At 75.3% G+C, this 13,101-nt stretch carries 14 protein-coding genes; 3 read left to right on the plus strand and 11 right to left on the minus strand.

Annotated features, from left to right (window positions below; all coding sequences use genetic code 11):
* Window positions 1-53: 53 nt before the first annotated feature.
* Window positions 54-980 (plus strand): EamA family transporter, encoded by a 927-nt coding sequence (locus ABZ801_RS07000; protein ID WP_360693881.1) that lies wholly within the window; start codon window positions 54-56, stop codon window positions 978-980.
* Window positions 981-1,034: 54 nt separating this feature from the next.
* Complete coding sequence (locus ABZ801_RS07005) at window positions 1,035-1,919, plus strand: DUF5954 family protein (protein WP_360693884.1); 885 nt, start codon at window positions 1,035-1,037, stop codon at window positions 1,917-1,919.
* Window positions 1,920-1,941: 22 nt separating this feature from the next.
* Here the strand turns inward: ABZ801_RS07005 and thiI are convergent, their stop codons facing one another.
* From thiI to ABZ801_RS07045, 8 genes are all read right to left on the minus strand, one after another.
* The gene (gene thiI, locus ABZ801_RS07010) at window positions 1,942-3,177 is read right to left on the minus strand and encodes a tRNA uracil 4-sulfurtransferase ThiI (protein WP_360693887.1); all 1,236 of its coding nucleotides are present in this window, start codon (window positions 3,175-3,177) and stop codon (window positions 1,942-1,944) included.
* A gap of 207 nt (window positions 3,178-3,384) precedes the next feature.
* The gene (locus ABZ801_RS07015; RefSeq protein ID WP_360694165.1) at window positions 3,385-4,410 is read right to left on the minus strand and encodes a 6-phosphofructokinase; all 1,026 of its coding nucleotides are present in this window, start codon (window positions 4,408-4,410) and stop codon (window positions 3,385-3,387) included.
* Between the two features lie 170 nt (window positions 4,411-4,580).
* Window positions 4,581-5,096: a hypothetical protein gene (locus ABZ801_RS07020; RefSeq protein ID WP_360693890.1), complete on the minus strand. Its 516-nt coding sequence runs from the start codon at window positions 5,094-5,096 to the stop codon at window positions 4,581-4,583.
* Window positions 5,093-5,917 (minus strand): DUF692 domain-containing protein, encoded by an 825-nt coding sequence (locus ABZ801_RS07025; RefSeq protein ID WP_360693892.1) that lies wholly within the window; start codon window positions 5,915-5,917, stop codon window positions 5,093-5,095. Before ABZ801_RS07025 ends, ABZ801_RS07020 begins: the two co-directional genes overlap by 4 nt.
* Entirely contained in the window at window positions 5,914-6,846 is a 933-nt protein-coding gene (locus ABZ801_RS07030) for a TIGR04222 domain-containing membrane protein (protein WP_360693895.1), read from the minus strand. The genes ABZ801_RS07025 and ABZ801_RS07030 overlap by 4 nt, the downstream gene beginning before the upstream one ends.
* A gap of 119 nt (window positions 6,847-6,965) precedes the next feature.
* A complete protein-coding gene (locus tag ABZ801_RS07035) occupies window positions 6,966-7,604 on the minus strand; it encodes a response regulator transcription factor (RefSeq protein ID WP_360694167.1) in 639 nt (212 codons plus the stop codon).
* A gap of 88 nt (window positions 7,605-7,692) precedes the next feature.
* A complete protein-coding gene (locus tag ABZ801_RS07040; RefSeq protein WP_360693898.1) occupies window positions 7,693-8,865 on the minus strand; it encodes a DUF5931 domain-containing protein in 1,173 nt (390 codons plus the stop codon).
* Between the two features lie 23 nt (window positions 8,866-8,888).
* Window positions 8,889-9,605: a lysophospholipid acyltransferase family protein gene (locus ABZ801_RS07045; protein ID WP_344955317.1), complete on the minus strand. Its 717-nt coding sequence runs from the start codon at window positions 9,603-9,605 to the stop codon at window positions 8,889-8,891.
* A gap of 330 nt (window positions 9,606-9,935) precedes the next feature.
* Between ABZ801_RS07045 and ABZ801_RS07050 the strand changes: the two genes are divergently transcribed.
* Window positions 9,936-10,826 carry a hypothetical protein gene (locus ABZ801_RS07050; RefSeq protein WP_360693902.1) on the plus strand — a complete coding sequence of 297 codons (891 nt, stop codon included), beginning with the start codon at window positions 9,936-9,938 and terminating at the stop codon, window positions 10,824-10,826.
* A 45-nt stretch (window positions 10,827-10,871) separates the two neighbouring features.
* Here the strand turns inward: ABZ801_RS07050 and ABZ801_RS07055 are convergent, their stop codons facing one another.
* Genes ABZ801_RS07055 through ABZ801_RS07065 form a run of 3 tightly spaced genes read right to left on the minus strand, consistent with a single transcriptional unit; the run spans window position 10,872 to window position 13,050 of the window.
* A complete protein-coding gene (locus tag ABZ801_RS07055; RefSeq protein ID WP_360693905.1) occupies window positions 10,872-11,582 on the minus strand; it encodes an endonuclease/exonuclease/phosphatase family protein in 711 nt (236 codons plus the stop codon).
* On the minus strand, window positions 11,579-12,532 hold the full coding sequence (locus ABZ801_RS07060) for an ROK family glucokinase (protein ID WP_344955311.1): 954 nt from the start codon (window positions 12,530-12,532) through the stop codon (window positions 11,579-11,581). Before ABZ801_RS07060 ends, ABZ801_RS07055 begins: the two co-directional genes overlap by 4 nt.
* A 50-nt stretch (window positions 12,533-12,582) precedes the next feature.
* Window positions 12,583-13,050, minus strand: coding sequence for a hypothetical protein (locus tag ABZ801_RS07065; RefSeq protein WP_360693909.1), 468 nt, complete (start codon window positions 13,048-13,050; stop codon window positions 12,583-12,585).
* Window positions 13,051-13,101: the final 51 nt, after the last annotated feature.

Here is a 13,101-nt window from a genome sequence, read left to right on the forward strand (position 1 = left end):
GCGCCCCGGACCCGGATCATCTCGTCCGATTCGAGTTCAGGAGCGAGTCTCTGTTGTCCGTACGTCCTGATTCACCGCGCGCGCTCTCGCGCGTCGCGGCGCGCCGCGACGGCCGCCGCTCCGGCGCCTCCGACATCCTGCTGGCCGCCGTCCTGTGGGGCACCGCCGGGCCGGTCTTCACCCTGGCGCCGCACTCGGCGTCGCCGGTCTCGGTGGCCTCGGCCCGCATCGTCCTGGGCGGCGCGCTGCTGTTCGCCCTGGTGGTGTTCACCTCCCGCCGCACGGCCCTGCGGGGCCTGCTGCGGCAGGGCCGCCGGGCCTGGGTCCCGCTGGCGGTCGGCGCCGTCTGCGGGGCCGTCTACCAGGTCACCTACCTCGCCTCGGTCGCCCTCACGGGCGTGGCGATCGCGACCGTGGTGTCGCTGGGCAGCGCGCCCGCCTTCGCGGGCCTGCTGACCCGGCGGGGCCTGGGCCGCCGCTGGCCGGCGACCACGGCGGGCGCCGTCGCCGGCTGCGCCCTGCTGATGAGCGGGGGCGAGACGTCCGGGGTCGACCCGGGCGGGGTGGCGCTCGCGCTGTTCTGCGGGTTCACCTACGCCGCGTACACGATGGTGGCCGCGCGCCTGATCGAACGCGGCGCGGACGACCAGGTGGTGATGGGTTCGATCTTCGGCGGGGCGGCGGTGCTGCTGCTGCCGGTGCTGCTGGCGGGCTCACCCGGGTGGCTGCTGGACGTCCGGGGCGCGGCGGTGGCCTGCTATCTGGGCGTGGTCGGCACGACGGTGTCGTACGTGCTGTTCGCGCGCGGGCTGCGCACCACGCCGGGCGCGACCGCCACCACCCTGAGCCTGGCCGAGCCCGCCGTGGCCGCCGTCATCGGCCTGGTGCTGCTCGGCGAGCACCTCGGCGGCGTCGCGCTGGCCGGGCTCGGCCTGCTCGCCGTCAGCCTGGTGACGTTGGTGTTCCCTGCGCGAAGGTAACAAATTGGTCTGAACCACTCGCCAGGACGGGCCCGGGCGAGGATGATGACCGGCATGACGACGGGCGAGGGCGACGCCGCCGGACGGCTGTTCCCCGAGGACCTGGACGGCGTCGATCCGGTCGCCGCCGTGATGCTGGCCGACGCGTGCCGGTCCATCGCCGCCTACCCCGAGCCGGTCGGGGTGGGCGCCCTGTTCACCGCCGCCGAACGGGTCCCCGGCGGCTGGCAGGTCGTCTGCGCGTGCGATCCGCTGCCGCAGGGCGCCCGGGAGCTGCTGGCCGACCATCTCGACGACCGCGCCGCGTTCGCCGGCGGAGAGCGCGGCGCGGCGTTGCGCGCGGCGGCACGGGACCTGTGCGCCGGGCCGCCGCGCGACGAGGTGCGGGCGGGCGGCCTGCGGTTCCGCGTGGTGCGGATCGAGCAGCTGGTGCGCAACGGGCCGGACGGTCCCGAGCCGCCCCGTCCCACCGATCTCGACCTCGACCCGGGCCGCGAGCACCCGCGCGGCCCGTCCGACCGCGCCCACGACTTCCTGCCCGACGGCTGGGCCACGCCCGACATCGCCACGGCCGAGCTGCTGTGGCAGCTGCTGGACGCGGCGGCGCGCGCGGGCACCCGGCCGCCCGAGCCGTTCCTGACGCCGCTGCCGCTGGCTCCGGCGTTCACCGTGGCCGAGCGGACGGGCGGCCGCTGGCGCCCGGTGGGCCGTCTGCACGACGCGCCGCGGCAGGCGCGTGAGGCGCTGGCCGTCTACTTCCGGCACATCGTCCCGGCGGTGGAACGCCCGGACGCGGGCCATCTGGCCGAGTACGCCGAGGCCGCCGAGCTGATGGCCGACGGCACCCGCCGCAACGGCATCACGGTCGCGGGCCGCCGGTTCCGGATCGTCCGCATCGAACGCCTGGCCCTGATGGGCTCCGACGGCCCGCGGTGCTAGCGCCGCGCCGACCGCAGGACGGTCAGCCGGCCGCTTCGGTGTAGACGGGGCGGTGCTCCTGGACCGACTCGGCGAGGCGCTCGGCCAGCTCGCCGACGTCCAGGCGCTTCTCCAGCATCCGCAGGTCCTCGATGCGGGCGCGGGTCTCGGCGCGGCGCGGGGCCAGCACGGTGCAGCAGTCCTCGTCGGGCAGCTCGGAGATCGACAGGGTGCGGATGCGGCGGGCCTGGTCCATGATCTCGGTCTTGTCCATGCCGATCAGCGGCCGCAGGATCGGCAGCTCCACCGCGTCGTCCAGGGCGGTGATGTTGGCCAGGGTCTGGCTGCTGACCTGGCCGAGGGCGTCCCCGGTGACCAGCGCGGCGCCGCCCAGGCCGCGGGCGACCAGCTCGGCGGTGCGCAGCATGACCCGGCGCTGCGCCACGACCGCCAGCCGGTCGGCGCCCGAGGACTTGATCTGCTGCTGGGCCTTGCCGAACGGCACCACCAGCAGCCGCGAACCGCCCTGGAAGCGGTCCAGCTCGCGCACCAGCGCGTACGCCTTGTAGATCGACTCCGGGCCGGTGAACGGCATGCCGGAGTAGTGCAGGAAGTCCACGCGCAGGCCGCGGCGCATCATCCGGTAGGCGGCCACGGGCGAGTCGATGCCGCCCGACAGCAGCACCAGGGCGCGGCCGCTCATGCCGACCGGCAGCCCGCCCTGGCCGGGCAGCCCGCCGGTGAACACGAACACCTCGTCCCGGTCGACCTCGATCGACAGCGTGTGGTCGGGGTTCGACAGCCGCACCGGCAGCCCGTAGGCCTCGACGATCGCGGCGCCGATGGCGCGGTCCAGCTCGGTGGAGGTCATCGGGAAGCGCTTGTCGCGGCGGCGCGAACGCACCGCGAAGCTGCCGGTGCGCCCGGCCATCAGCGCCAGCGCGGCGCTCTCCACGCTGGCCGGGTCCTTGCCGACCGCCCAGGCGCGGTGCGCCCACACGATGCCCATCACGTCGGTGATGCGCGCGGCGAGCCGCTCGACGGCGGCCTCGTCGGCGCCGGGCGCGCGCACCACCATCACCCCGTGGCGGCGGATGATCTCCACCCGGGGCGCCATGCCGCGCACGGCCGCCCGCACGTTCTCGGCCAGCCGCCGTTCGAACCGCTCGCGGTTCTTGCCCTTGAGCACGACCTCACCGAGTTTGAGCAGCACGCACGGCTCGCCGTCGACCGGCGGGTGCCCGGTGACGGACGCGGTCGCGGCGTCGAGCGTGGGCATGCGGGATCCTTCCTGCGAAAGTCCAGAAATGGGCAGATTTCTAGTGTGGCCCACACGCCCCAACGCCGCGACTCGTAAAGCTGTTCCCGGGCCCGTCCCGCCGATTCCGGGCCGGGAGACCGGCCCCGGGCGAGCGCGCCATCCGCGCGTGAAGCGAGCCGCCGGGGACGCTCCACGCGCGGATGGCGGACGAACCTTCGTCGCGGCTCAGCCGAAGAAGACCTCGGCCTCCTGGTAGCGCTCCAGCGGGACGGTCTTGAGCTCCTTGGTCGCCTCGTCCAGCCCGACCCGGACGATCTCGGTGCCGCGCAGCCCGACCATCTTGCCGAAGTCGCCGTCGCGGACGGCGTCGATGGCCTGCAGGCCGAACCGGGTGGCCAGGACCCGGTCGAACGCCGAGGGCGTGCCGCCGCGCTGGATGTGGCCGAGCACGGTGCAGCGCGCCTCCTTGCCGGTGCGCTTCTCGATCTCGTCGGCGAGCCGCTGGCCGATGCCACCGAGCCGGACGTGCCCGAACGCGTCGAGCTCGCCGGTCTGCAGCTGCATCTGCCCGTCGATCGGGTGGGCGCCCTCGGCGACCACGATGATCGGGGCGTAGCGGGTCTTGAACCGGCTCTCGACGTACTCGACGACCTTGTCGATGTCGAACGGCCGCTCGGGGATGAGGATGACGTTGGCGCCCGCCGCCATCCCGGCGTGCAGGGCGATCCAGCCCGCGTGCCGGCCCATGACCTCGCAGATCAGCGCGCGGTGGTGGCTCTCGGCGGTGGTGTGCAGCCGGTCGATGGCCTCCATCGCGATGTTGACCGCGGTGTCGAACCCGAAGGTGTAGTCGGTGGCGCTCAGGTCGTTGTCGATGGTCTTGGGCACGCCGACCACGTTGACGCCGTTGGCGTACAGCTCGCGCGCCACGCCCAGGGTGTCCTCGCCGCCGATGGCGATCAGGGCGTCCACGCCCAGCCCGGCCAGGTTGTCCTTGATCCGCTCGATGCCGCCCTCGACCTTGATCGGGTTGGTCCGCGAGGAGCCCAGGATGGTGCCGCCGCGCGGCAGGATCCCGCGCACCGCCTGCACGTCGAGGGCCACCGTGTCGCCCTCGAGCGGACCGCGCCAGCCCGCCCGGAAGCCCACGAACTCATAGCCGAAGTTCTGGACGCCCTTGCGCACCACCGCGCGGATGACGGCGTTCAGCCCGGGGCAGTCGCCACCGCCGGTCAGCACTCCGACGCGCATGCCCTCTCCCTCTCCTGCCATGATGGGCCCTCCCTCGACTTCTTCACTGGTCAGCCTAGTCGTCCGCACGGTCGCACAGGAGCCGACCGGCGCGCCGGGGCGCGCCGGCGGACGGCGTCATTGGTCTAGACCATAGCCGTTCGGCGGAGCCGCGTGGGCGGTTCGCCGGATCACCGGCGCGTACCTCCGCCCAGCACCCTCACCCGCCCCAGGAGCTGCACCGCGACGCCTCCGGGGACGCGCCGCACGGCGGCCCGGCGGCGCCTCGGCTCGCCCTGCCCGTCGTAGGCCCAGCGGGCCTCGGCGAGGGCCAGGTCGAGGGCCGCCTCCGGCGGCAGCTCGGCGCGGTGGGCGAGGGCGAAGTCCCACGCGTCGCGGACCGAGCCCCGGGTGGGAAGCCCGGCCGCCCACGCGGCGAACACGCGCGGCCAGTCCGTCCCGTACGAGGCTGCCAGGATCGGCCACACCCGCGCCACTTCCCCCGCCCGTTTGCGCAGGATTCCATCGGCGGCGGCACGGACGGCGGCGGCGTCGAAGCCGTCGGGGACGGGCGCGCCGGCGGTCATGGCGCGCACCAGAGCCTCCTGGGCCGCCGCCAGCGCCGGATCGAAGTCCCCGGCCCGCGCGGGGTGACCGGCGGGCTCGGCGGGCTCGGGGTGGCGGACGGGTTCGGCCTGACGGGTCACGTGACGCGCTCCATCCCGGCGGCGTCGGCGATCGCGTCCAGCTCGGCGCGCAGCTCGGCGGCCGGCGGGTAGCGGCCGTCGCGTTCCAGCAGCAGGCCGGGCGGGCGGTGCCGGGCGCACAGCTCGGCCACCAGGTCGACGACCTCGCCGGGCACCGGCGCGGTGTGGGTGTCGTGGTAGCGGCCGTCGTGCTCGGCGCCGCCCGCGACGTGGCAGTACGCGACGCGTTCGAGGGGCAGCTGGTCGAACAGCGCGACGGGGTCCTCGCCGCGGTTGCGGGCGTTGGCGTAGACGTTGGCGACGTCGAGGAGCAGCAGGACGCCGGTGCGCTCCACCAGCTCGGTGAGGAAGGCGCCCTCGTCGTACTCGGCGTCCGGCCAGTCGAACAGCGCGGCGATCGGCTCGACGGCCAGCGGCACGGGCAGTTCGGCGCGGGTGCGCCGGATGTTGGCGGTGAGGGCGTCCAGTGCGGCGCGGGTGCGCGGCACCGGCAGCAGGTGGCCCGCCTCGATGCCGCCCGCGCGCACGAACGCCACGTGCTCGCTGACCAGCGGGGACCCGAGGGCCTCGGCGCACGCGGCCAGGTGCGCGACGCGTTCGGGCGCGACGGGCTCGGCGCCGCCGAGCGACAGCTTCACCCCGTGCGGGACGACGGCGACGCCGCGCTCGCGCAGGTCGAGCAGGTCACGGGGCGGATGCGCCGGGTGGACGCCCTCGGCGATCACCTCGGTGAAACGCAGCCCGGGAAGCTCCCGGACGAACGCGGTGATCTCGGGCCGCCAGCCGATGCCGACGCCCAGCGTGGCCAGGGCGGTGCTCATCCCCCGCATCCTCCGCCGCAGCCGCCGCCACCGCAGCTGCTGCCGCCTCCACAGCTGCTGCCGCCTCCACAGCCGCTGCCACCGCCGCCACCGCCCGCGGCGGCGCTCGTGCCGCTGCTCCGGACGATCTCCTCGGCGGTGGCGGCCTCCAGGAACCCGGGGGCCATGCCCACCAGCAGCACCGGGCCGAAGATCGCGACGCCGTACGCCGCGGCCATGGAGCCGTAGGTGTCCCAGGCCGGGGACTGGGCCGGGTGCAGGTGCGCGTGACGCGCGGACGCCTCGGTCACCGCGCGCGCCCCGGCCCCAGTCCGGGTCAGCCGGTTGCGCGCGGCGGACAGCAGCACGACGATGAGGACGCCGAGCACGCTCAGCGTGAACAGCAGGAACAGGAACGGCTTGCCGCCGGCCATCCCCTGCGCCAGCCTCACCACGCCGAGCCCCCACAGCAGGACCAGCGGCAGCACCGCCGCCCTGCGCAGCCGCCGCTCGCGGCGCCCGAGCAGCAGGCCGTCCCGGACGAGCCCGTCGGCCAGCGCGTCGACGGCGGCGGACACCCGCGGCTCGTACGGCAGGCTCCTCCAGCGCTGCACGCCGTCCTTGCCCTGGACCGTCTCGTACACGGCGTCGTCGAGCGGCGTGCCGTCGACCGGCGGACCGGCGATCCGCAGCCTGCCCTCCTCGGTCACCGCGATCGCGCCCTCGGCGTGCAGCCTGGCCAGCGACGCCGTCGCCGCGCGCGAGCGGCCGTCGACCAGATACGCCACCTCGTAGGGGTGCGGGTCGCGCTCCGGTTCGCGGCCCCTCGCCAGCATCGAGCGAACGCACACGACAATGGTGAACACCACGACCGTGGCGGGCAGGTACGCCCCCCACAGGAAGACCGGCCCGGAAATCCCCCACGTGTCGCCTGCCGCAGTCAAGGGCACGTCACCCTCCCCTCGCCCCCGGGGCCACGCCCCTGGGAACCTCTGCCTCTATTGATGCGGCAAAGAGCGATTCGGTTTCGGGTCACGGGACACATTCGCGTGCCGTTTCGCCGCGGATGTCAGTCGTCCTGGTCCAGCCCCTTCTCGATGGCGTAGCGGACCAGCTCCACGCGGTTGTGCAGTTGCAGCTTGCCCAGGGTGTTCTGGACGTGGTTCTGCACCGTGCGGTGCGACAGGACGAGCCGCTGGGCGATCTGCTTGTACGTCAGCCCCTTGGCGACCAGCCGCAGCACCTCGGTCTCGCGTTCGGTCAGCCGGGGCGTGCCGTCGTCGGCGCGCCGGGCGGCGGACGCCAGGCGGCGGTACTCCCCCAGCACGAGCCCGGCCAGGCCCGGGGTGAACACCGCGTCGCCGTCGCCGGTGCGGCGCACCGCGTCCAGGAACTCCTCGCGCGCGGCGGACTTCAGCAGGTAGCCGGTGGCCCCGGCCTTGACCGCCTCCAGCACGTCCTGCTGCTCGCCGCTGGCCGACAGCACCAGGACCCGGACGGGCGGGTCGGCGGCGGCCAGGTGCCGGGTCACCTCGACGCCGCTGATGTCGGGCAGCTGCAGGTCGACCACCGCCACGTCCGGGCGGGCCGCGGCGGCGACGCGCACCGCGGTGCGGCCCTCCCCCGCCGTGGCGACCACCTCGTGACCGGCCTCGGCGAGGTCGCGGGCGACCGCGTCGCGCCACATCGGGTGGTCGTCGACGACCATCACCCGCAGCGGCCGGGGCGCGTCGGCGCCGTCGCCGGAGGGAACGGCGGGGGGAACGGCAGGGGGAACGTCGCTCACGCAGGCCACCCTACGGCCGGGGCCGCCGGTCCGGGGCGCGGGGAACGGTCATCTCGATCTCGGTGCCCTCGCCGGGCGCGGTGACGATGGCGACGGTGCCGCCCAGGTCGCGCACGCGTCCGCGGATGGACTGGGCGACGCCGAGACGGCCGTCGGCGGCGGCCCGCTCCAGCCGTCCCTCGGGGATGCCGGGGCCGTCGTCGCGGACGCTCACGGTCACCTCGTCGTCGCCGTCCTCCACCAGGACCCAGGCGCGCACGCCGTCGCCGCCGTGCCGGCGGACGTTGTCCAGCGCCGCCGCGACCGCCGCCTCGATCTCGTGCGCGGCGTGCGCGGCCAGCGGCACGGGCGTGGCCGGGGTGGACACGGTGACCGACGCCGCCGAGTGCGCGGTCAGCAGCGGGCGCAGATCCGTCTGCTCGCCCCGGTGCCCGGTCTCGGCCGCGGGCGGGGAGACGCCGATCAGCGCGCGCAGGGCGGCCTCCTGCTCGCCGGCCAGCCGTCCCAGCTCGGCGGCCTCCCCGCCGAGCTCGCCGCCGCGGCGCTTGACCATCGCCAGCACCTGCAGCACCGAGTCGTGGATGCGGCGGGCGAGCCGTTCCCGCTCGCGCGTGGCGGCCTCCATCTCCACCGCGCGGGCCAGCCGCGCCTCGGCGTCGCGGGCCAGCTTCACCACGTGCCCGACGACGAGCCCGGCCATGAGCAGCAGCACGATGCCGTTGAACGTCCGGTCGCCGAGCCCGCCGGCCGTCCCGGCCAGCACGTGGATCAGCAGGTCGCCGACGCCGAGCACGACGGCCGCGGTCAGCCCCAGCCGCTTGCCGCCCCGCACGGCCCACGACAGCACCGCCGCCGCGACCCACGAGACGGGGAGGGTGGGACGGCCCGCGGCGATGCCCTCGGGGCTCTCCACCCACACGGTCGCCAGCAGGCACCCCATCGCCACCGCCAGGTCGGCGGCCAGAAGCGGCCAGCCGCGGCGCCGGGGGTCGGCGAAGGCGAACGTGGCCCACGCCGTCCAGGCGGCCATCACCGCCAGCACCGCCCAGCCGCCCAGCGGACGCGCGTAGCCGCCCGAGTTCATGGCGATCAGCGTCGCGGCGTAGACCAGCGCCAGCGCCCGGTAGACGGCGACCGCGCGCCACAGCGCGACCTCCAGGTCCACGGCGCGCCGGCCCGTCACCGCGCGTCGCTCCGCACCGCTCGTCACTCGTCGTCGTCTTCGGGACGCGGCGTCTTCCCGGCCATCTCCGCCTTGACCTCGGCGGCGTACCGGTCGACGTACTCCTGCCCGGACAGCTCCCGGATCGCCTGCATGATCTCGTCGGTGACCTTGCGCAGCACCTTCGGGTCGTCCTCGCCGCCGTAGTAGCGCGACAGGTCCAGCGGCTCGCCGAACCGCACGCCCGGGCGCACGCCCAGCCGCGGGTACGGCTGCCCGGACGGCATCAGCTCGAACGTGTTGATCATCGCCATGGGGATCACCGGCACCCGGGCCTGCAGCGCCAGCCGCGCCACGCCCGTCTTGCCCTTGTAGAGCCGGTTGTCGGGGGCCCGGGTGCCCTCGGGGTAGATGCCGAGCAGCTTGCCCTCGCGCAGGATGCGCAGCCCCGTCTGCAGGGCCTCCTCGGCGGCGCTGCCGCCGGTGCGGTCCACCGGCACCACCCCGACGCCGGTGAAGAAGCCCTTACTGATCAGGCCCTTGACGCCTTTGCCGGTAAAGTACTCGCGCTTGCCGATGAAGTAGATGGGACGCATCAGCGGCAGCGGGCCGAAGAAGTGGTCGGCGAACGACAGGTGGTTGGACACCAGCAGCGCGGGGCCGCGCTTGGGGACGTTGCGCATGCCCGAGTTCCTCGGCCGCCACACCAGGTACAGGATGGGCGAGAGCACGATCCTCAGCAGGATCCAGAACCAGAGCATGCCGCCACCTTCCTCCGGGACGGGTGCGCCGCCGCGCGGGCGCACCGGTCCGACCGACCGGGGATGATGCGACATCTTCCCATTCCCCGCGAGGGCTGCCCACACCGTCACCGCCTGCCCGGATCCTCGTGGCGACGCGTAGTCTCGGCCGAGGAAATCCCGCCCGGGGGCTTGTCCGGCGCGGCGCAGCGAATACCGTGGGACACACGTTTCAAGGCGTCCGGACGCGCCGCCACCCCCGCGGGCGGTGCCGCCGGACACTCGTCACTGGGGGAGCGGAGGCCGTATGCCGGTGCCGTCGGTCACGCCGGAGTCCAAGGAGCCTGCCCCGTGAATCGCCGTGGCAATGGACTGTCAGCGGACGCCTACGCTCCGCTGGTCGATCTGGCCCCGCATCTGGCCGACGCGATGCTGACGGCGCTGCGGGAGGCCGGCGTGGCGGCGTACGCGGCCTCGTCGGCCCCGCCCGTCGAGCCCGCGGCCGAGCCCGCCGACCTGGACGGCCGGCTCGACCGCGACGTGCTCGACCGGCTGTACGTGGACGTCGACATGAAGCCGACCGCCGAGACCGTGCTGCAGGCGCACCTGACCCGGCTGCGGGACGCGGGCGCCCGCGGCGACGGCGGCGACGGCCGTGAACCCGACGACCCGTCCCCCGGCGCGGCCCCGGGCGCCGCGGGCAAGGGCGGGGCGGGCGGCGGCACGCCGACCGCCACCGGCGACGCCCGCCCGGGCACGACCGCCGAACGCGACGAGGACGCCATCTGGGCCGAGATCGTCGCGGGCTTCGACACCGGTCCCGAGGACGGCACGACCCCCTGGCCCGAGCAGGAGGACATCCGCGACGAGCGCGCCGGCCCGCCCGCCGAGCCGGGCGAGGGCGACGACCGCACCGGACGGCTGCCGCGCGCCCGTGTGATCAAGGCCGCGGACGTGACCGAACCGGCGGCCGGCGGTTCCGCCGCCCCCAGCCCCGACGACGAGGGGCACTTCGTCCCGCCGCCCCCGCCGCCGCTGCCCAACCCCGACCCGCTCACCAAGGGCGCCTGGGCGGCGCTGGTCGGCGGCCCGCTCTACCTGCTGGTCACGGTGGTGATGGACTGGCAGGTGCCCGGCTGGGCGGCGTTCCTGGCGGTGGCGGCGTTCATCGGCGGGTTCGTGACCCTGGTGCTGCGCATGGGCGACGAGCCCCGCGACCCCGACGACGGCGCCGTTGTCTGAACGTCCCCCGCGGCCGCCGTCGCGGCGGTGGTCGCGGCGGCGGGTTCAGACGAGGCGTAGTTCGGCCAGGACGGGGCGGTGGTCGGTGGCCGCGGCGTAGTCGGCGGTGACCGCCGGGTCGTCCGGGACGCCGCACGACACGACCTCGACGCCCGGGTCGGTGAACACGCCGTCGATGCGCCTGCGGGGCGAGCGCGCCGAGAAGGTGAGCTCCTCCCCCTTGGGCGCGGCGGCGTAGGCGTCCTGGAACGCGCCGGTGAGCAGGCTCCAGGACGCGCCGCCGGGCTCCTCGTTGATGTCGCCGGCCAGCACCACGGGCGCGTCGTAGCGTCGCCGGGCACGTTCCAGCAGCGTCAGCACCTCGGCCGTGTGCGCGCGGCGCGGCTCGTCCGCCAGGTCCAGATGCGTGCTGGCGGCGATGAGCCGCCCGCCGGACCCGACCTCCAGCACCGCGACCGCCAGCCCGCGCCGGTGCAGGCCCGGCACGGGCGACAGCAGGTGGTGCTCCCCGCGCACGACCCGTGCGCGGGGCCCGGCCAGCACCGCCAGGCCGGCGGGACGCCGCCCCGCCGCGACGCTCAGCCCGCAGCCGCGGGCCAGGCGCCGCCGCTTGCCGCGCCACCCCCAGAACCGCGGCACCTCCTGCAGGCACGCCGCGTCCGGCTCCAGGGCGCGCACGACCCGCGTCACGGCGGCGGGGTCGTCGCGCAGCGAGCGGATGTTGTAGCTGAGGATCCGGACCGTTCCGACGCTCACAGGGGGTCGGTACGGGCGAGGTCGGCGGCGCCGACGATGCCCGCCGCCGACCCCAGCTCGGCGATGCGGATGTCGGGCAGCGGGCGGTGGCCGCGCCCGGTCAGCGCGTTCTGGAACGCCTCCCGGGTCGGGTCGAGCAGCAGGTCGCCCGCGTCCGACAGGCCGCCGCCGATGATGAACGCGCCCGGGTCGAGGATGGCGGACAGGTCGGCCAGGCCCTGACCCGCCCACCTGGCGACGGTGCGGAAGCACTCCAGCGCCGCCTTGTCGCCCTCCCGCGCCGCCTGGGTGATCTCCGGGCCGCTGATGCCCTCCGGGCTGCCCTCGCCGAGCTCCAGCAGCCGCCCGGCCATCGCCGGGGCGACCCGGGCCAGCTCGCGGGCCTCGTGCACCAGCGCGTTGCCGCTGGCGTACTGCTCCCAGCAGCCGCGGTTGCCGCAGCCGCAGCGGCGCCCGTCCGGCACCACCCGGAAGTGCCCGACCTCGGCGCCGATCCCGAAGCGGCCCCGGTACAGCTCGCCGTTGAAGATGATGCCGCCGCCGATGCCGGTGCCCAGCGTGATCAGGACGATGAAGTCGTGCCCGCGCCCGGCGCCGTACCGGGCCTCGCCCCAGGCGGTGGCGTTGCCGTCGTTCTCCACCACCACCGGCAGCCCGACCAGGTTCTCGACCTTGTCCTTGATGGGCTCGTCGCGCCAGGCCAGGTTGGGCGCGAACAGCACGGTCGAGCGGGTCTCGTCGACGAAGCCCGCCGTGCCGAGGCCCACCGCCCGGACGTCCTCGAACTTGCCCTTCAGCAGGTCGACGACCTCGGCGATGACGTCGGCGATCTCCTTGGGGTCGGTGGAGGGGGTGGGTCGCCGCACCTTCTCCAGGATCCGCCCCCCGTCGTCGACCACCCCGGCGGCGACCTTCGTCCCGCCCACATCCACGCCGATGGTCAGGGCCATCTACCCTTCCTCCTCCTCGCGGCGCCCCGGACGGGGAGCCCGTCCGCGCCCTAGCCGATGTCGATGGGGTCCGCGGCGGCGCCGCGCCCCGACCCGCGGGCGTCCGGGCCCGTCCGCCCGCCGCGGGTGCGTTCGAACGCCGCCAGCACGTCCAGCGCCGCGGCCATCAGGGAGCGGCCCGCCTCCCGCACGTGCTCGGCCACGTCCGGGCCGGATTCGCGGGCCAGCGCGATGGCGCGGCAGACCGGGCAATCCTGGCACTCCGGAGCGCCGGTGGCGATCCGCGGGGGCCGGTGCGGCGCGTGCCGCTCCTCCTCCCGCGCCTCGGCGGTGACGCGGGCCCACACGTCCCCGCCGTCACCGCTGTCGTCGCCGTGGTCGCTGTGATCGGGGCGGACGTCGCGGCGGTCGTCGCGGGGCGCGCCGCCGAACACGTCACCGAACCCGCCGACCCGCCTGCGCAGCGCGTCGAAGAGCCGCACCGCCTCGTCGAGGACGTCGCCTGGCTGCTCGTTCATGACTGACATTTTCCACGGTCGCCGGACGAGAACGCATCGCCGTCCCGTCCG

It is taken from the genome of Actinomadura sp. NPDC047616, assembly GCF_040642915.1.
Classification (GTDB): domain Bacteria; phylum Actinomycetota; class Actinomycetes; order Streptosporangiales; family Streptosporangiaceae; genus Spirillospora; species Spirillospora miaoliensis.